The 17,155-nt window shown below is 68.7% G+C and carries 17 protein-coding genes and 2 tRNA genes; 9 read left to right on the plus strand and 10 right to left on the minus strand.

Annotated elements, in window-relative coordinates; genetic code table 11:
* Positions 1 to 7 precede the first annotated feature (7 nt).
* The 5 genes from Q9R08_RS02870 (at position 8) to pknB (ending at position 7,657) form a co-directional block, all read left to right on the plus strand.
* Positions 8 to 1,246: a PP2C family protein-serine/threonine phosphatase gene (locus Q9R08_RS02870; protein ID WP_308866314.1), complete on the plus strand. Its 1,239-nt coding sequence runs from the start codon at positions 8 to 10 to the stop codon at positions 1,244 to 1,246.
* Positions 1,243 to 2,637 carry an FtsW/RodA/SpoVE family cell cycle protein gene (locus tag Q9R08_RS02875; protein ID WP_308866315.1) on the plus strand — a complete coding sequence of 465 codons (1,395 nt, stop codon included), beginning with the start codon at positions 1,243 to 1,245 and terminating at the stop codon, positions 2,635 to 2,637. The genes Q9R08_RS02870 and Q9R08_RS02875 overlap by 4 nt, the downstream gene beginning before the upstream one ends.
* A 70-nt stretch (positions 2,638 to 2,707) precedes the next feature.
* Positions 2,708 to 4,168 (plus strand): peptidoglycan D,D-transpeptidase FtsI family protein, encoded by a 1,461-nt coding sequence (locus Q9R08_RS02880; protein ID WP_308866316.1) that lies wholly within the window; start codon positions 2,708 to 2,710, stop codon positions 4,166 to 4,168.
* The gene (locus tag Q9R08_RS02885; RefSeq protein ID WP_308866317.1) at positions 4,165 to 5,868 is read left to right on the plus strand and encodes a serine/threonine-protein kinase; all 1,704 of its coding nucleotides are present in this window, start codon (positions 4,165 to 4,167) and stop codon (positions 5,866 to 5,868) included. The genes Q9R08_RS02880 and Q9R08_RS02885 overlap by 4 nt, the downstream gene beginning before the upstream one ends.
* A gap of 94 nt (positions 5,869 to 5,962) precedes the next feature.
* Complete coding sequence (pknB, locus tag Q9R08_RS02890) at positions 5,963 to 7,657, plus strand: Stk1 family PASTA domain-containing Ser/Thr kinase (protein WP_308866318.1); 1,695 nt, start codon at positions 5,963 to 5,965, stop codon at positions 7,655 to 7,657.
* Between the two features lie 40 nt (positions 7,658 to 7,697).
* Here pknB and Q9R08_RS02895 read toward each other — a convergent pair whose 3' ends face one another.
* The 3 genes from Q9R08_RS02895 to Q9R08_RS02905 are packed head-to-tail and all read right to left on the minus strand — an operon-like array spanning position 7,698 to position 9,324.
* A complete protein-coding gene (locus Q9R08_RS02895) occupies positions 7,698 to 8,345 on the minus strand; it encodes an anthranilate synthase component II (RefSeq protein ID WP_308866319.1) in 648 nt (215 codons plus the stop codon).
* Complete coding sequence (locus Q9R08_RS02900) at positions 8,342 to 8,530, minus strand: hypothetical protein (protein ID WP_308866320.1); 189 nt, start codon at positions 8,528 to 8,530, stop codon at positions 8,342 to 8,344. The genes Q9R08_RS02895 and Q9R08_RS02900 overlap by 4 nt, the downstream gene beginning before the upstream one ends.
* Positions 8,530 to 9,324 (minus strand): class E sortase, encoded by a 795-nt coding sequence (locus Q9R08_RS02905; protein ID WP_308866321.1) that lies wholly within the window; start codon positions 9,322 to 9,324, stop codon positions 8,530 to 8,532. Before Q9R08_RS02905 ends, Q9R08_RS02900 begins: the two co-directional genes overlap by 1 nt.
* A gap of 55 nt (positions 9,325 to 9,379) precedes the next feature.
* Between Q9R08_RS02905 and Q9R08_RS02910 the strand changes: the two genes are divergently transcribed.
* Positions 9,380 to 9,619, plus strand: coding sequence for a cell division protein CrgA (locus Q9R08_RS02910; RefSeq protein WP_045301992.1), 240 nt, complete (start codon positions 9,380 to 9,382; stop codon positions 9,617 to 9,619).
* 208 nt (positions 9,620 to 9,827) lie between these two features.
* Here the strand turns inward: Q9R08_RS02910 and Q9R08_RS02915 are convergent, their stop codons facing one another.
* Complete coding sequence (locus Q9R08_RS02915; protein ID WP_308866322.1) at positions 9,828 to 10,718, minus strand: rhomboid family intramembrane serine protease; 891 nt, start codon at positions 10,716 to 10,718, stop codon at positions 9,828 to 9,830.
* A 90-nt stretch (positions 10,719 to 10,808) separates the two neighbouring features.
* Positions 10,809 to 11,381 carry a peptidylprolyl isomerase gene (locus Q9R08_RS02920; protein ID WP_308866323.1) on the minus strand — a complete coding sequence of 191 codons (573 nt, stop codon included), beginning with the start codon at positions 11,379 to 11,381 and terminating at the stop codon, positions 10,809 to 10,811.
* A gap of 95 nt (positions 11,382 to 11,476) precedes the next feature.
* On the opposite strand from Q9R08_RS02920, the gene Q9R08_RS02925 reads away from it, so the two are divergent.
* Complete coding sequence (locus Q9R08_RS02925; protein WP_308866324.1) at positions 11,477 to 12,049, plus strand: DNA helicase; 573 nt, start codon at positions 11,477 to 11,479, stop codon at positions 12,047 to 12,049.
* Positions 12,042 to 12,539, plus strand: a complete 498-nt coding sequence (locus Q9R08_RS02930; protein WP_308866325.1) for an aminoacyl-tRNA deacylase — start codon at positions 12,042 to 12,044, stop codon at positions 12,537 to 12,539. The genes Q9R08_RS02925 and Q9R08_RS02930 overlap by 8 nt, the downstream gene beginning before the upstream one ends.
* Positions 12,540 to 12,560: 21 nt before the next feature.
* Here the strand turns inward: Q9R08_RS02930 and Q9R08_RS02935 are convergent, their stop codons facing one another.
* The 3 genes from Q9R08_RS02935 to Q9R08_RS02945 form a co-directional block, all read right to left on the minus strand.
* Positions 12,561 to 12,995: an NUDIX hydrolase gene (locus tag Q9R08_RS02935; RefSeq protein ID WP_308866326.1), complete on the minus strand. Its 435-nt coding sequence runs from the start codon at positions 12,993 to 12,995 to the stop codon at positions 12,561 to 12,563.
* A gap of 77 nt (positions 12,996 to 13,072) precedes the next feature.
* Positions 13,073 to 13,145, minus strand: a tRNA-Ala gene (locus tag Q9R08_RS02940).
* Between the two features lie 11 nt (positions 13,146 to 13,156).
* Positions 13,157 to 13,230 (minus strand) — tRNA-Ile (locus Q9R08_RS02945).
* 74 nt (positions 13,231 to 13,304) lie between these two features.
* Here Q9R08_RS02945 and Q9R08_RS02950 point away from each other — a divergent pair.
* Positions 13,305 to 14,030 carry a VIT1/CCC1 transporter family protein gene (locus tag Q9R08_RS02950; protein WP_418001305.1) on the plus strand — a complete coding sequence of 242 codons (726 nt, stop codon included), beginning with the start codon at positions 13,305 to 13,307 and terminating at the stop codon, positions 14,028 to 14,030.
* A 67-nt stretch (positions 14,031 to 14,097) separates the two neighbouring features.
* Here Q9R08_RS02950 and Q9R08_RS02955 read toward each other — a convergent pair whose 3' ends face one another.
* The gene (locus tag Q9R08_RS02955; RefSeq protein ID WP_308866328.1) at positions 14,098 to 14,502 is read right to left on the minus strand and encodes a DUF3566 domain-containing protein; all 405 of its coding nucleotides are present in this window, start codon (positions 14,500 to 14,502) and stop codon (positions 14,098 to 14,100) included.
* On the minus strand, positions 14,499 to 17,135 hold the full coding sequence (gene gyrA / locus Q9R08_RS02960) for a DNA gyrase subunit A (protein ID WP_308866329.1): 2,637 nt from the start codon (positions 17,133 to 17,135) through the stop codon (positions 14,499 to 14,501). The genes Q9R08_RS02955 and gyrA overlap by 4 nt, the downstream gene beginning before the upstream one ends.
* Positions 17,136 to 17,155: the final 20 nt, after the last annotated feature.

The following is a 17,155-nucleotide window of genomic DNA, read 5'->3' on the forward strand; positions in this document are numbered from 1 at the left end:
CTCCCACATGGTCTTCCAGGGCTCGAGCGCCGCGATCTCGCACACCGGCAAGGTGCGCTCCAACAATCAGGACTCCGGCTATGCCGGCTCGAACCTGTTCGTCGTCGCCGACGGCATGGGCGGCCACGCAGGCGGCGACGTCGCCTCGAGCATCGCGATCACCCGGCTGCAGGCGCTCGACCGCCCCTTCGACTCCACCGCCGACGCCGAGAGGGCGCTGCGCGACGCGATATCGGATGCCGCTGTCGACCTCGCCGACACCGTCGGCATCCGTCCCGAGCTCGCCGGCATGGGCACCACCGTCAGCGCCCTGATCATGGTCGACGAGTACGCGGTCATCGCCCACATCGGCGACTCGCGCATCTACCTGTACCGCGACGGCGCGCTCACCCAGATCACCACCGACCACACCTTCGTGCAGCGGCTCGTCGACTCCGGCCGCATCACGCCCGAAGAGGCCCGCTACCACCCGCGCCGTTCCGTGCTCATGCGCGTGCTCGGCGATATGGACACCGACCCCGAGCTCGACACGTTCATCATGCCGACGCAGCCGGGCGACCGCTGGCTGCTCTGCTCCGACGGCCTGTCGGGCGTGGTCGACGACCCCCACACCGCGAAGGCGATGGGTCTCGGGCTCGCGCCGGGGCGCACCGCCGACAGCCTGCTGAAGCAGGCCCTCGACGGCGGCGCCCCCGACAACGTGACGATCGTCATCGTCGACGTCGGCGGCCAGCATCCGCTGTTCTCCGGCACGCCCACCATCGTGGGCTCCGCCTCCAACCCGACCGGCATCGACGTGCCCGCGGCACGCCCGGGCCGCACCAGCTGGCTGCACCCCAACCGGCAGGCGGCGAACGAGCCCACCCACTTCGAGCCCGCAGCGGAGTTCCTCGAGGAGCTCATCGAAGAAGACCGCCGCCGCGCCCGCCGTCGCCGCGTCGGATGGATCGTGGGCGTCGCGCTCGTGCTCGTGCTCATCGCCGGCGCCGCGTGGCTCGGCTACCAGTGGACCCAGACGCGCTATTTCGTCGGCGGCGACGAGGACACCGTCGTGATCTACCAGGGTGTGCAGCAGAACATCGGGCCGATCTCGCTGTCGACGCCCTACGAAGACACCGGGATCCCGCTCGATTCGCTGTCGGAGTTCGCCCGTGCGACGGTGGAGGGGACGATCTCGGCGAACTCGCTCTCGCACGCGCGCCAGATCGTGTCGGGAATCAGCGACCTGTCGGGAGGAGGCGGATGAGCGCCACCACCAGCACGCCCACCGACGCCGTGTCGACCGACACCGCCGTGGTGCGGGCGCTGCGGCGCATCCGCGTGCCGCAGACGCAGCGCAACCGGGAGCTCGCCCTGCTCGTCTTCGCGTTCGCGATCAACGGATCGGCGATCGCGCTCGTCCAGCTGGGCGCGCTCGGAGCGATCGACTGGACGTTCCTGGTCTACTGCGGCGGCCTGACCGCCCTCGTGATCGCTCTGCACATCCTCCTGCGCCTGCGCGCCCGCGACGCAGATCCCTTCGTCGTGCCGATCGCGACGCTCCTCACGGGGCTCGGGCTCGCGATGATCTATCGGCTCGACCTCAACTGGGAGCGACACGGCTGGGAGGCGTACTCGACGCGGCAGCTGGCGTGGGCGGCGATCGCCCTGATCGCGGCGATCCTCGTGGTGATGTTCCTGCACAACTACCGCGTGCTGTTCCGCTACACGTACATCTTCGGCTTCGTCGGCATCGCGCTGCTGATCCTGCCGGTGATCCCCGGCCTCAGCGCCGGCGGCAACGCCGATGTGTGGGTCGACCTGGGCTTCTTCTCGTTCCAGCCGAGCGAGCTCGCCAAGATCGCGCTCGGCATCTTCTTCGCCGGCTACCTGGTGCGAACGCGCGAGAGCCTCACCTCGACCGGCACCCGGTTCCTCGGCCTCACCTGGCCCCGCGGACGCGAGCTCGGCCCGCTGCTGGTCATCTGGCTCGTCTCGCTCGGCATCATCGTGCTGCAGCGCGACCTCGGCACCGGCGTGCTCATCTTCGGCATGTTCGTCGCGATGCTGTACGTCGCGACCGGCAAGACCAGCTGGGTGCTCATCGGCGTCGTCCTCGCGGTGTCGGGCGCGTTCCTGGCGTCGCGCATCCTTCCGTACGTGGGCGCGCGCTTCACGAACTGGCTCGACGCGTTCAACCCCGACCTGATGGGCGGCTCCAGCTACCAGCTCGTCAACGGCATCTTCGGCATGGCCAACGGCGGTCTCCTGGGAACCGGACTCGGGCAGGGGCGGCCGTACCTCACGCCGGTCGCCGAGAGCGACTACATCCTGCCGGCGCTCGGCGAAGAGCTCGGGCTGATCGGCGTGTTCGCGATCCTGTGCCTGTACATGGTCTTCACCAGCCGCGGCATCCGCATCGGCCTGGCCGGGCAGGACGACTTCGGCAAGCTTCTCGCGACCGGCCTGTCGTTCACGATCGCGCTGCAGGTGTTCATCATGGTCGGCGGCGTCACCCGGCTCATTCCGCTCACCGGCCTCACCACGCCGTTCCTGGCCGCCGGTGGCTCGTCGCTCGTGGCGAACTGGATCATCGTCGCGCTGCTGCTGCGCATCTCGGATGCCGTGCGCAGCCGACCCCGGGTGGTGATCGGCTGATGACGAAGGAGCTTCGACAGGCTCAGGGACCGACCCATGGTCGACACCTTCCCTGCGGGGGAGGTGCTTCGTGACCAAGGAACTTCGTCGCCTCAGCATCCTGATGCTGGTCATGTTCCTCGCGCTGTTCGCGTCGACGAGCTGGATCCAGGTGATCCAGGCCGACGAGCTCGCGGCCAATCCCGAGAACCGTCGTTCGCTCTACGACTCGTACGAGGTTCAGCGCGGCTCCATCATCGCGAGCGGAGCCGCGATCGCCTCGTCGGTGCCGTCCGACGACCTCTACAGCTGGCAGCGCGTGTACACGGATGCCGCCATGTGGGCGCCCGTCACCGGCTACATCAACCCCGTGCTCAACTCGGCGACCAACATCGAGCTGGCCATGAACCAGGAGCTCAGCGGCACGGCGGGTTCGCAGTTCTTCTCGCGCGTCGAGCGGATCTTCACCGGGCAGCCGCCACGCGGCTCGAACGTGGTGCTGTCCCTCGACGCCGACGTGCAGCGCGCCGCCTACGAGGCGCTCGGCGACCTGCAGGGCGGCATCATCGCGATCGAGCCGGCCACCGGGCGCATCCTGGCGATGGTGACGAGCCCCAGCTACGACACCAACGTCCTGGCATCGCACGACACCGACGCGGTGAACGCCGCGTACGACGCGCTCGTCGCAGATCCGGGCAAGCCGCTGTCGGACCGTGCGATCGGGGGCGACCTGAACCCGCCCGGCTCGACGTTCAAACTCGTCGTCGCCTCGGCCGCGCTCGCCTCTGGCGACTACACCCCGCAGTCGACGCTCCCGAACCCCGCGACGTATCAGCTGCCGCAGTCCAGCAGCATCGTGCACAACGCCAGCGGCGGCACGTGCGGTGGCGGCGACACGGTCACCCTCGCCGACGCGCTGCGCCTCAGCTGCAACATCCCGTTCGCGGAGCTCGCCGTGGAACTCGGCGACACCGCCATCCGCGAAGAGGCCGAGAAGTACGGCTTCAACCAGCCGTTCGAGCTGCCGCTCAAGTCGACGCCGTCGGGATACCCGCGGACGATCCAGGACGACGCTCAGACGGCGTTGAGCGGGTTCGGTCAGGGTCAGGTGACGGCGACGCCGCTGCAGATGGCGATGGTGTCGGCCGGCATCGCGAACGGCGGCATGGTGATGAATCCCCGCATGGTGGATCGTGTGATCGGCCCGGACCTGTCGGTACAGAAGACCTTCGACGACACGGAGTTCGGGCGGGCACTCGACGCGACCCTCGCTGACGAGCTGGTCACGATGATGGTGGCCAATGTCAGTGACGGTGCTGCGTCGGGTGCAAGAATAGACGGGGTCGACGTGGCCGGAAAGACCGGAACCGCGGAGAACACCGGCGACGAGCCATACACCCTCTGGTTCACAGGGTTCGCCCCGGCCCAGAACCCCGAAGTCGCGGTCGCAGTGGTCGTGGAGGACGGCGGCAGGCAAGGACAGTCGGGCAGCGGCAACACCATCGCCGCTCCTATCGCGAAGAAGGTCATGGAGGCGGTGCTGGGCAAATGAGACCGACGCAGGGCGTGACCTTCGGCGGCCGATACGAACTCGATTCGCGCATAGCGATCGGCGGCATGGGCGAGGTCTGGGAAGCGACCGACCACGTCATCGGACGGACCGTCGCCATCAAGATCCTCAAAGACGAATACATGGGAGACCCGGGATTCCTGGAGCGCTTCCGTGCCGAGGCCCGCCATGCGGCTCTCGTGAACCACGAGGGCATCGCGAGCGTGTTCGACTACGGCGAGGAGGCCGGCAGCGCCTTCCTCGTCATGGAACTCGTTCCCGGCGAGGCGCTGTCGACGATCCTCGAACGCGACGGATCGCTGTCGACCGACAAGACCCTCGACATCGTGGCGCAGACGTCGGCCGCACTGCAGGCCGCGCACGCGGCCGGTCTCGTTCACCGCGACATCAAGCCCGGCAACCTCCTCATCACGCCCGACGGCGGCGTGAAGATCACCGACTTCGGCATCGCGCGCATCGCCGACCAGGTGCCGCTGACCGCCACGGGCCAGGTCATGGGCACCGTGCAGTACCTGTCGCCGGAGCAGGCGTCGGGTCACCCGGCATCGCCCGCCACCGACATCTACTCGCTCGGGATCGTCGCCTACGAGTGCCTCGCAGGGAAGCGCCCGTTCACGGGCGAGTCGCAGGTCGCCATCGCGATGGCGCAGATCAATGAGCAGCCGGCACCTCTGCCGGCCACGGTCGCCGTGCCGGTCCAGAACCTCGTCATGGCGATGATCGCGAAGAAGCCCGAGGAGCGTCCGGCCTCCGCGGCTGCCGTCGCGCGCGCCGCCACCGCACTGCGCCGAGGCGATGTCGCGGCAGCCGCCGCGGCGGTCCCGGCCATCGCCGGCGTGGCTGCGGGCGATGCGGCGACGCAGCTGCTCGCGGCGGGCTCCGACACGTCGGCGGCGACGCGCATCATGCCGGCACCCGGTGAAGAGGGTGCTGAAGAGGCGGTCGATAAGAAGAAGCGCAGCCCTTGGACCTGGCCGCTCATCGCGCTCATCGCCCTGCTGCTCCTGGTGCTCATCGGCACCATCTGGGCGGTCGTGGCGAACCAGGACACGCCCGAGCCCGACCCGACCAAGACCACCTCCAAGCCCTCGGTGACACCGACCGACACGCCGACGCCCACGCCCACCACGGCGAACGTCGTCGCGGACGACTACGTGGGACTGGACTGCGCCGCGGCGTCGACCGCACTCGACGCCCTCGGCCTGGGTGCGAACTGCGTCGAGGGCAACGCCGCGCCCGACGAGGCGAGTGTGGGCAAGGTCTACAGCGTCAGCCCGACCGGCAACGTCCCGAAGAGCACCATCATCGAGCTGACGGCCTATGCCGGCCAGACGCCGATGCCGACGCCGAGCTCCCCGACGTTCCAGGGCGCTCCCGCATCTGTCGCGCCCGGCGAGCAGGTCACTGTCATGTGGGACGGCTACACCTGCCCCTCGGGAGCAGGCTCCGTCAGCGCCTACACCTTCACGGTGCAGAACGGCACGATCACGAACGGCCCGAGCTTCCCGCAGAATGCGCGGTCGGCGACCGTGACGGCGGGCGACGCGCCCGGTCAGACGCTCATCGTGACCTACAACGTCACGTGCAGCGGCGGCACCGCGGGCAACCGCACGTCGGGTGAGTCGGGCGAGGCCACGGTGCTCATCGAGGCCCCCGCACCGACGCCTACGCCGACGCCGTGAGCCTGGCTGAGTGAATCCGCAGAGCGGGTCGCGCGGCACGCGCGACCCGCTCTCGCTCGGCTAGTGTGGCTGATGTTCCAGGCAGGGAGTGACCGTGACAGCTGAGCCGCGTGTGCTTTCGGGGCGCTATCGCATCGATGAGCCCATCGGCCGAGGCGGCATGGCGAGCGTCTACCGCGGCTACGACCTCACGCTCGGTCGCGAGGTCGCGATCAAGATCCTCGACCGCGAGCTGGCCGACGACAACGCGTTCCGCACCCGGTTCCGCCTCGAGGCGCAGGCCGCGTCCCGGATGGCCCACCCCACGATCGTGCGGGTGTACGACGCCGGCGAGGACTCCCTGACATCGCCGGACGGCACCGTCCGGCCCGTCCCGTTCATCGTGATGGAACTCGTCAAGGGCCGGCTCCTCAAGGAGATCATCTCGGCGGGTCCGGTTCCGGTCACGGATGCCGTCCGCTATGTCGACGGCATCCTGGAGGCTCTCGAGTACTCGCACCGCGCCGGCGTCGTGCACCGTGACATCAAGCCGGGCAACGTCATGGTGACGGATGCCGGTCAGGTGAAGGTGATGGACTTCGGCATCGCCCGCGCGGTGTCGGACAGCTCGTCGACCGTGGCCGAGACCACTCAGATCCTCGGGACCGCCGCGTACTTCTCGCCGGAGCAGGCGAAGGGGGAGCCCGTCGACGCCCGCGCCGACGTGTACTCGACCGGCGTCGTGCTGTACGAGCTCCTCACCGGCCGCCAGCCCTTCCGCGGCGACTCTCCGGTGGCGGTGGCGTATCAGCACGTCAGCGAGGCGCCGGTGCCGCCGTCCGAGGTGAACGACACGGTGCCCCGGGCGCTCGACACGGTCGCGCTGCGTGCCCTCGCGAAGGACCCGTTCCAGCGCTACCAGGATGCCGCGGGCTTCCGGGAGGCGCTCGACGCGACCGTGGACGGCCGACAGCCGTCGAAGCGCCAGGTGGGCGCGCTCACCAGCGAGCTGTACGGCCCGAACCCGCGCCAGGCCGCCGAGACCGCGCGGTCGTTGCGCCAGCTGAGCACCGACACCACCATGAAGCGCACGCAGGCCGGTCCGCCGGTCGCCTGGATCTGGGCCGGCGTGGCCCTGCTGGCGGTGCTGCTCATCTCCCTGCTGTTCTGGGTCCTCACCATCCAGCCGCGCGACGATCTTCCCGGCAACGTGCGCGAGGTGCCCGATGTGTCGGGGATGACCTACGAGCGCGCGAACGAGGCACTGGCCGAAGCCGATCTCCGGGCGATCCGTGTCGACGAGGAGAACACCGATGTCGCCGCCGGCAACGTCATCCGCACCGACCCCGAGGCGGGGACGTCGGTGACGCCCGACCAGCAGGTCAGCGTGTACGTCTCGACCGGACAGCAGATGTCGACGGTGCCGACGCTGGTGGGACTCGGGCAGGACGCCGCGACCGATGCGATCACGGGCGCCGGCCTGCAGCTGGGCACCGTCACCCCGCAGAACGACAAGGACCTGGCCGCCGGCACGGTGATCTCGAGTGATCCGGTCGACGGGGCGAGTGTCGCGACCGGCACCATGGTGAACCTGGTGGTGGCTTCCGGCCGGGTGGCGATCGACGACGTGCGGGGCTACACGGTGGACGCTGCCACGCGCGAGCTCGAAGACGTCGGCCTCATCGTGACCGCGCAGGAGGATCCGAACTGCGCCGGTGCCGACCCGCCGACCGTTCAGTCGCAGTCGCTGACGCCCGGCGACGTCCCGGTGCACTCGCAGATCACGCTGATCTACTGCTCGGGCGCGTAAAACGCCGGACGCCGGTACACCGGGCGTGAGGGCGTCGTCGTCAGGCGTCGCGGCGCGGACTGAGCGTCGCGCCGCGGGCAGCGGCATCCGTGAATCCGACCGATGCGAGCCAGTTGCCCAGCAGGCGATGTCCGCCCTCGGTCAGCACACTCTCCGGATGGAACTGCACGCCGACGATGGGCGCGGTGCGGTGGGCGACGCCCATGATGACGCCGCTCGCGGTACGGCTGGTGACCACGAGCTCGGCCGGCAGCGTCCCGGGCACGATCGCGAGCGAGTGGTAGCGCGTCGCCGTGAACGGGTCGGGGAGCCCGGCGTACAGCGGAGAGCCGTCATGGTGCACCAGCGAGGTCATGCCGTGCATGAGCTCGGGGGCGTGGTCGACCGTCGCCCCATAGGCCTCGGCGATCGCTTGGTGGCCGAGGCACACGCCCAGGAGCGGGACACCGTCCGAGGCCGCCGCACGCACGACCGCGATGGATGCGCCGGCGTCGACGGGCGTGCCCGGTCCGGGTGAGACGAGCACCGCGCGGCGACCCGCCACGGCGCGCGCGGGGTCGCGGATCGCGTCGGCCTCCACCATGTCGGTCTCGGCCCCCAGCTCATGGAGGTACCCGATCAGCGTGTGGACGAAGCTGTCGTGGTTGTCGACGACGAGGATGCGTGCCGACGACGGTGCCGCGGTCACGACACCGGCGCACCCGACGGGCCGGCCGGAAGCCCGACGGTCACGTCCTGCGGGTTCACGAACTGGCTCACCCAGGGGAAGACGTAGAAGAGCAGCCCGTAGAGCACCGCCGCGATCACGATGAGCAGGATGAGCACCCGCACCCACCAGGGCCCGGGAAGCACTCGCCAGAGCGCCGCGTACATCAGGCCACCGCCTGGAGGGATGCCGGTTCGCCGGCGTTGCGCGGCGTGAAGGACTCGAACACGCCGTAGGCGACGATGCGCTCGGTCATCGCGTACATGGGGCTGCAGCTCGTCATGGTGATGTAGGCGGTGCCGGCGGGGACATCCATCGCCTGGGGCACGGGAAGGAGCACTTCGACCTCGTTCGGGCGGACGTACTGGAGCGTCCGGAAGCGGTAGGTGTACCAGCCGTCCTGCGTCTCCACCACGATCGCGTCCCCCACGTGCAGGTCGGCGATGCGGTTGAACGGCTTGCCCCACGTGGTGCGATGGGCGGCGACGGCGAAGTTGCCCGGCTCACCCGGCATCTTGGTGCCGGGATAGTGGCCGATGCCGATCGGGTCGAGGGTTCGGGAACGGGTCACACCGCCCGCCATCGGCACCATGTAGTCCGACCCGAAACGGGGGATGCGCATGACTGCGAACCTCTCGCCGTCGCCGGGCTCCGACAGCACGGGCGGCGGTGCGGTGACCGGGGCGGAAGGTGCGGACGGATCCGCCGGCTCTGGCGCCGCGACGACGGGATCCTCTGCCTCGTACTGCTCCGCCCACTGCTGCGAGAGCTGAGTCCCTTCGGCGTTGCGCTCGGCTCCGTAGATCAGATCGCCGACCCACAGCTGCCAGACGACGTAGAGGAGCACGATGACGCCGGCGGTGATGAGCACCTCGCCGATGACACCGACGACGGACGTGCGCCGGCGCGGGGTCTGCTCTCTCCGCGCGGCGCGCCCCAGACCGGTCACCGCTTCATCCACAGGGGGATTCTCGCACAGCAAGGGTTGGGGTCGGCTGGCAGTTAGACTCTTCACCATGGCACGACCCGGCAAAGACGACGACTCGCTCGTCGAGCGCGCAGAAGGCGAGGCCGCACCCAACCCGGTGTGGTTCAAGCCGATCATGATCGGACTGATGCTCATCGGTCTGGTCTGGATCCTCGTCTTCTACCTGAGCGGCATGGCGTTCCCGATTCCCGACATCGGGGCATGGAACCTGGTGATCGGCTTCGGTATCGCCTTCATCGGCTTCCTCATGACGACGCGCTGGCGCTAGCGAGATCCTACGAACGAGAAGCCCCGGTCTACGGCGACCGGGGCTTTTCCGTGCGCGGATGCCGTGACCGCCGGCAGCGGACACCCCGTTCGTCGGACGCAACGGAGTTGTTAACAACTCTGTTAACACCTGTGAATTACACCCGTGTCATTCTCCCCAGGCTGTGGATGAGCCTGTGGATAACTCCGGGGTCCTCGCGGCTGCACCCTTACGCGAGCACCAGGCCCGGAAAGACCACAGGCACGAAGAGCAGCGCCACGAGGCCGGCGCCGACGGCCACGAGCAGGCCGATCTGCAGACCACGTTGCCGCACCGCGCGGGTGCGCGTGAAGATGAACGCGACCAGCAGGCCGACCAGCAGGCCGCCCACGTGCGCCTGCCACGAGACGTTGAATCCCGGGATGAACCCGATGACGAGGTTGATGCCGAGGACGAGCGCGATGCCCGCGATGTTCGCGCCGATGTGGCGTCCGATGACGAGCAGCGCCCCGAAGAGGCCGAAGATGGCGCCGGACGCCCCGACGACGGGCGTCGTGAACGACAAGAGCGTCACCGCCACCGAACCGCCGATGGCGCTCAGCACGTAGAGGGTGAGGAACCGCCACCGGCCGAGGAGCGGTTCGAGGCTGCGACCGATCATCCAGAGCGCGAGCATGTTGAGGCCCACATGCCAGATGCCCGCGTGCACGAGTGCGCCGGTGAGCAGACGCCACGGCTCGAAGCGCCCGGTCACGTCGGGGTACATCAGGGGAGCCCAGTACAGCAGCGTCTGCTGCACAGAGTCACCGAATCCGCCGGGGATGAGCGTGAGCAGGTACACGAAGGCGGTGAGGCCGATGATCGCATAGGTGACGATCGGCTGTCCCGACGACGCCGACACCGCGCGCGGACGCGACCATCGGCGCTCGGCCTTGCGCTGCGCCGGCGACTGCGACTTCTGCTGGTCGCGCAGGCACTCGGGGCAGATCACGCCGACGGCGGCGGGGGTCTGACACTCGGGACAGATCGTGCGCAGGCATCGCTGGCAGAGCACGAAGCTCTGCCGATCCGGATGCCGGTAGCAGAAGTTATCGCGGTTGCGCTGGAAGTCGGTGCTCACGCGGCCCCCGTCTGTGGGTTTCGTCGGCTCAGGGCTGCGGCGGATCCGGGCGTGCGACGGCGTTCCGCCGCACGCCCGGCGCGCGAACGATCAGACCGAGGCGATGTCGATCGACTCGATGACGACCGGCTCGACCGGGCGGTCGCCGGCGGCCGTCGGAACCTCGGCGATCGTGTCGACGACGGCCTTCGAGGCGTCATCGGCGACCTCGCCGAAGATGGTGTGCTTGCCCTGCAGCCACTCCGGTCCGCGGCCACCCTGGCCGGGGACGGTGATGAAGAACTGCGAGCCGTTGGTGCCCTCGGGCTGACCGGTGATCGCGTTGCGGCGGAGGCCGGCGTTCGCCATGGCGAGCTTGTACGGCTCGGTGAAGGTGAGCTCGCCGTTGATCTCGTCGTTGAAGTTGTAGCCCGGTCCGCCCACGCCCTGGCCGAGCGGGTCGCCGCCCTGGATCATGAAGCCCGAGATGATGCGGTGGAAGATGACGTCCTTGTACAGCGGGCCCTCGCCCGGCTTGCCGGTCGCCGGGTGCGTCCACGCCTGCGACCCGTCGGAGAGCCCGACGAAGTTCTGCACGGTGCGGGGGGCGTGGTCTCCGAACAGGTTGACGACGATGTCGCCGTAGTTGGTGTGGATCGTTGCGACAGCTGTGTGAAGCGGCATTCCTACATTGTCTCAGAGTTCACTGCAACCCCTCCCGTCTCGGCGGGGGTCTGGCAAGATGGGGAGACGACATCCCCACGACAGGGAGGGCAACCGTGAGCGTCAGCCGCAAGCGCAAGAAGGAACTACAGAAGCTTCAGAAGCAGGCGAATCAGCTGTGGGAGACGCAGCAGGTGCTGGTTGGTGAGGCCGCATCCGTCGCACGCGAAGCAAGTCGCCAGCTCGGGCACTTCGGTCGCGAACAGGTCAAGCCGCAGGTGCAGGCCGGCTACGAGAAGTACGCCGCGCCGTACGTCGACAAGGGCAAGAAGGTCGTCAACAGCACGGTCATCCCCGCGGCCGGCGCCGTGGTCGGCTCCGCACTGTCGGTCTGGGACGCTGCGAACGACACGCGCGCCCAGCTCGCCAGCGGCCGCGGATTCGCGCTGCCCGATTCGAAGAACTACGGCAAGAAGGCCGACAAGTACGCTCGCGAGGCGAGCCGGTATCTCTCGGCGAAGCTCGAGCGGTCCGCACCGCAGAAGAAGGGGATGGGCGCCGGCGGCGTCATCGCCATCATCCTCGGTGTCGCTGCCGCGGCCGGCGTGCTCTATGCCGCGTGGCAGACGCTCCGCGCCGACGACGAGCTCTGGGTCGCGGACGACCCGCTGCGCGCTCCGGATGCCTGAGCCTGCCACGGGCGAGGCACTGACGGGGGTCGACCGCGTTCGCGCGGCGGCCTCCGCGCGCGGTCTGGCGATCGAGATCCGCGAGCGCCCGGCGGCCGACAGCCTGCCGGAAGCGGCCGCGATCCTCGGGATCCCGGCGTCGGGCATCGTGAAGACCCTCGTTGTCAAGCGCAGCGACGACACGTATCTGTTCGCGCTCATCCCGGGTGACCGTGCCATCTCGTGGCCGAAGCTGCGGGCGGTCGTCGGTGTGAACAAGCTGCAGCTGCCGGATCCCGCACGCGCGCTGGCCGCCACCGGTTACGAGCGGGGCACGATCGTGCCCCTGGGCAGCACCCACGACTGGCCGATCTACGCCGACAGCGAGATCGTCGGTCAGCGCATCGCGATGGGGGCGGGCGCGCACGGCTACAGCATGTTCGTCGACGCCGATGAACTCCTCGCCGCCTACGGGGCGACGGTCGCCGACATCTCGCAGCCGATCGACTGACGGCCGGGCCGAAGCCCGCGCTCACGAGGGCAGTTCCACCCCGGCCATCTCGAGGGCGATGTCGACGAGCTTCACGCGCTGCAGCGTGCTCACCTCCGTGAGCGGGAACCACTCCGCGCGGTCGGTGGAGCCGTTCGTCTCGTTGCGCAGGCGACCACCGGTGATGCGCGCGCGGTAGACGATCCGCAGCGTGTGCAGCGGCAGGTCGGCACCCGGTTTCAACCGGCGTCCCGCCGGGATGACGCGGGAGTGGATGCCGAGCAGCGGCCCGATCGCGACGCGATAGCCCGTCTCCTCCCTGACCTCGCGGCGAGCCGCACGCTCAGGATCTTCGCCCTCTTCGAGCCCGCCTCCGGGGAGCGTCCACGCGGCGCGGCGGCCCTCGTTCCAATGGGCGAGCAGGAGGCGGTCGTGTTCGTCGACGATCACCGCGTATGCCGCGACACGCAGGTCCATGCTTCACCCTATCCGCGCGACTCTTCCAGGAGAACGAAGAAGCCGGCCCCTTGCGGGAACCGGCTTCGTGTGTTCTGTGGAGCCTAGGAGATTCGAACTCCTGACATCCTGCTTGCAAAGCAGGCGCTCTACCAACTGAGCTAAGGCCCCGGGGCTTTCGGTGGGGCTACCAGGACTTGAACCTGGGACCTCTTCATTATCAGTGAAGCGCTCTAACCGCCTGAGCTATAGCCCCGAATGTCTGCGGAACTGCGTCCCGCAACCTCCAAGACTTTACCCGACGAAGCTCGATTTCACGAATCGGGCTGGTTGACTGGGCAGGTGACCGCGACCTCTCATCCCGGCGAGCCCCACGGCGCCGGACTCGGGCAACGACTGAACTGGCTGCGTGCCGGCGTGCTGGGTGCGAACGATGGCATCGTGTCGGTCGCTGCGCTGGTCGTAGGTGTCGCCGGCGCGACCACCGACACCGGCGCGCTGTTCACCGCCGGCATCGCCGGACTCGTCGGCGGCGCGATCTCGATGGCGCTGGGCGAATACGTGTCGGTGAGCAGCCAGCGCGACTCGGAGCGGGCGCTCATCGCCAAGGAGCGCGGCGAGCTGCGTGACATGCCCCAGCAGGAGCTCGAGGAGCTCACGCAGCTGTATCGCGAACGCGGCCTCTCCGAGGCGACGGCACGCGTGGTCGCGGAGGAGCTCACCGCACACGACGCGCTGTCGGCCCATCTCGAGGTAGAACTGCACATCGACCAGGACGACCTGGTAAATCCGTGGCATGCGGCGCTCTCGTCGGCGATCGCGTTCACCCTCGGTGCGCTGCTGCCGCTGCTGGCGATCCTGCTGCCGCCACCCGAGTGGCGGGTGCCCGTCACCTTCGTCGCCGTGCTGCTCGCCCTCGCGGCGACGGGGACGGTTTCCGCGACCCTCGGCGGTGCGCCGCGCCTGCGTGCGGCGACGCGTCTGGTGGTCGGCGGCGCGCTCGCACTCGTCGTCACCTGGCTCATCGGCACGCTGCTCGGCACGACGGTCGTCTGACCCGCAAACACGGAGCGCCGGCATCCGTGGATCGAATCCGTGGATGCCGGCGCGCGGCGTGTGGGCGTCAGTTCGAGGTGAAGCCGACGAGCAGGCCGCCGGTGACCTTGACGGCGAGGTTGTAGATGCCCGCGATCACGGCGCCGAGCACCGTGAACACGACGAGGTTCAGGATGGCGACGACGGCCGAGAACGCCAGCACCTGCGGGAAGCTCACGAAGTCCGACAGCAGGATGCTGCCGTCCGAGAAGCTGGAGAAGAACTCGTCGGCCTTGTCGATCAGGCCGGTGGTCTGCACCACCAGGTAGACCATCACGAAGGCGACGACGGTGACCACCGCGATCGCGATCGCGGCGAGGAAGGACAGCTTCACCGCGGACCAGAAGTCCACATACACCAGGCGCAGGCGCACCTGCTTGGCGCTGGTCTTGTGACTCGATTTCTTGGCGAGCTTGTCGGCTACCGTGCTCATGCGTCAGTGCTCTCTTCGGGGGTCTCGGGGGAGGCATCCGACCCGTCGGTGTCTTCTGATGACGGGGTCTCAGGTGACGGTGCCTGTGCGGCTCCGTCGGCGGTTTCCTCGGGTTCTTCGGCAAGGCCGCGTTCACCGTTGCGAGCGATTGCGAGGATGCGGTCGTCATCGCCGGAGCGGGCGAACACGACACCCATCGTGTCTCGACCCTTGGCGGGGACCTCGGCCACGGCAGAGCGTACCACCTTGCCGCTGGCAAGAACCACCAAGACCTCGTCGTCCTCGGAGACGATCAGACCACCCGCGAGATCGCCCCGATCCTCGCTCAGTTTGGCCACCTTGATGCCCAGTCCGCCGCGGTTCTGCACGCGGTACTGGTCGACGGCGGTGCGCTTTGCGTAGCCGCCTTCGGTGACCACGAACACATATCCGTCGTCGGTGGCGACGGATGCCGAGAGCAGGCTGTCGCCGGCGCGGAAGTCCATGCCCTTCACGCCCGATGTCGAGCGGCCCATCGGACGCAGCGCCGAGTCGGTGGCCGAGAACCGCAGCGACATGCCGTGCCGGCTGATGAGCAGGATGTCGTCGCCCTCGTCGACGAGCAGCGCGCTGACGACCTCGTCGTCGGGACCTGCTTCGTCGTCGTCACCTTCGTCGGGGACCTGACCGCGCAGCTTGATGGCGATGATGCCGCCCTGGCGGTTGGTGTCGTACTCGGTGAGGCGGGTCTTCTTGACGAGGCCGTTGCGCGTCGCCAGCACGAGGTAGGTCGCGACGGAGTAGTCGCGGATGTCGAGGATCTGCGCGATCTCCTCGTCGGGCTGGAGCGCGAGGAGGTTGGCGACGTGCTGGCCCTTGGCGTCGCGGCCGGCCTCCGGCACCTCGTACGCCTTCGAGCGGTACACGCGGCCCTTGTTCGTGAAGAACAGGAGCCAGTGATGGGTCGTCGTGACGAAGAAGTGCTCGACCACGTCGTCGGCGCGCAGCTGCGCGCCCTTGACGCCCTTGCCGCCGCGGTGCTGCTGGCGGTAGTTGTCGCTCCGGGTGCGCTTGATGTACCCGTCGCGCGTGACGGAGATCACCATCTCCTCTTCGGGGATGAGGTCTTCCATCGACATGTCGCCGTCGAACCCGTGCAGGATGTGCGTGCGGCGCTCGTCGCCGAACTTGTCGACGATCGCCGTCAGCTCCTCGCGCACGATGTCGCGCTGGCGCTGCGGGGTGGCGAGGATGTCCTGGTAATCGGCGATCTGGCGCTCGAGCTCGGCGGCCTCGTCGATGATCTTCTGGCGCTCGAGGGCGGCCAGACGGCGCAGCTGCATCTGCAGGATCGCGTCGGCCTGCACCTCGTCGATGTCGAGCAGCCTCTGCAGGCCGTCGTTCGCCTCCTGCACGGTGGGCGACCGGCGGATGAGCGCGATGACCTCGTCGAGCGCGTCGAGCGCCTTGAGGTAGCCGCGCAGGATGTGCATCCGCTCCTCGGCCTTGCGCAGCCGGTAGGTGGTGCGCCGCACGATGACGTCGATCTGGTGGTCCACCCACAGCGCGATGAAGCCGTCGAGCGCGAGCGTGCGCGGCACGTTGTCGACGATCGCGAGCATGTTCGCGCCGAAGTTCTCCTGCAGCTGCGTGTGCTTGTACAGGTTGTTCAGCACGACCTTGGCGACGGCATCCCGCTTGAGGACCACGACGAGACGCTGTCCGGTGCGATCGGAGGTCTCGTCACGGATGTCGGCGATGCCGGTGATCTTGCCGTCGCGGGCGAGATCGCCGATCTTGACCGCGAGGTTGTCGGGGTTGACCTGGTACGGCAGCTCGGTGATGACGAGGCAGGTGCGACCCTGGATCTCCTCGATCGCGACGACGGCGCGCATCGTGATCGACCCGCGGCCGGTGCGGTACGCCTCGCGGATGCCCTTGGTGCCGAGGATCTGCGCGCCGGTCGGGAAGTCCGGGCCGGGGATGCGCTCCATGAGCGCCTCGAGCAGCTCCTCGCGAGACGCGTCGGGGTGTTCGAGGGCCCACAGTGCACCCGCGGCGACCTCGCGCAGGTTGTGCGGCGGGATGTTGGTCGCCATGCCGACGGCGATGCCGACGGAGCCGTTGACCAGCAGGTTCGGGAAGCGCGCCGGCAGGACCGACGGCTCCTGCGTCTGCCCGTCGTAGTTGTCCTGGAAGTCGACGGTCTCTTCCTCGATGTCGCGCACCATCTCGAGCGCGAGCTGAGCCATCTTCGTCTCGGTGTACCGCGGGGCGGCGGCGCCCATGTTGCCGGGCGAGCCGAAGTTGCCCTGACCTTGCGCCAGCGGGTACCGCAGCGACCACGGCTGCACGAGACGGACGAGGGCGTCGTAGATCGCCGTGTCGCCGTGCGGGTGGTACTGGCCCATGACCTCGCCGACGACGCGGGCGCACTTCGAGAACGACTTGTCGGGGCGGAACCCGCCGTCATACATCCCGTAGATCACGCGGCGGTGCACCGGCTTCAGGCCGTCGCGCACGTCGGGGAGCGCGCGACCGATGATGACGGCCATCGCGTAGTCGAGATAGCTGCGCTGCATCTCGAGCTGCAGATCGACCTGGTCGATTCGGCCGTGATCGTGCTCAGGCTCGGGGCGTTCGTCTTCAGCCATGGGCTTCTTTCGTGTCTGTG

This window comes from Microbacterium psychrotolerans, assembly GCF_031085295.1.
Classification (GTDB): domain Bacteria; phylum Actinomycetota; class Actinomycetes; order Actinomycetales; family Microbacteriaceae; genus Microbacterium; species Microbacterium psychrotolerans.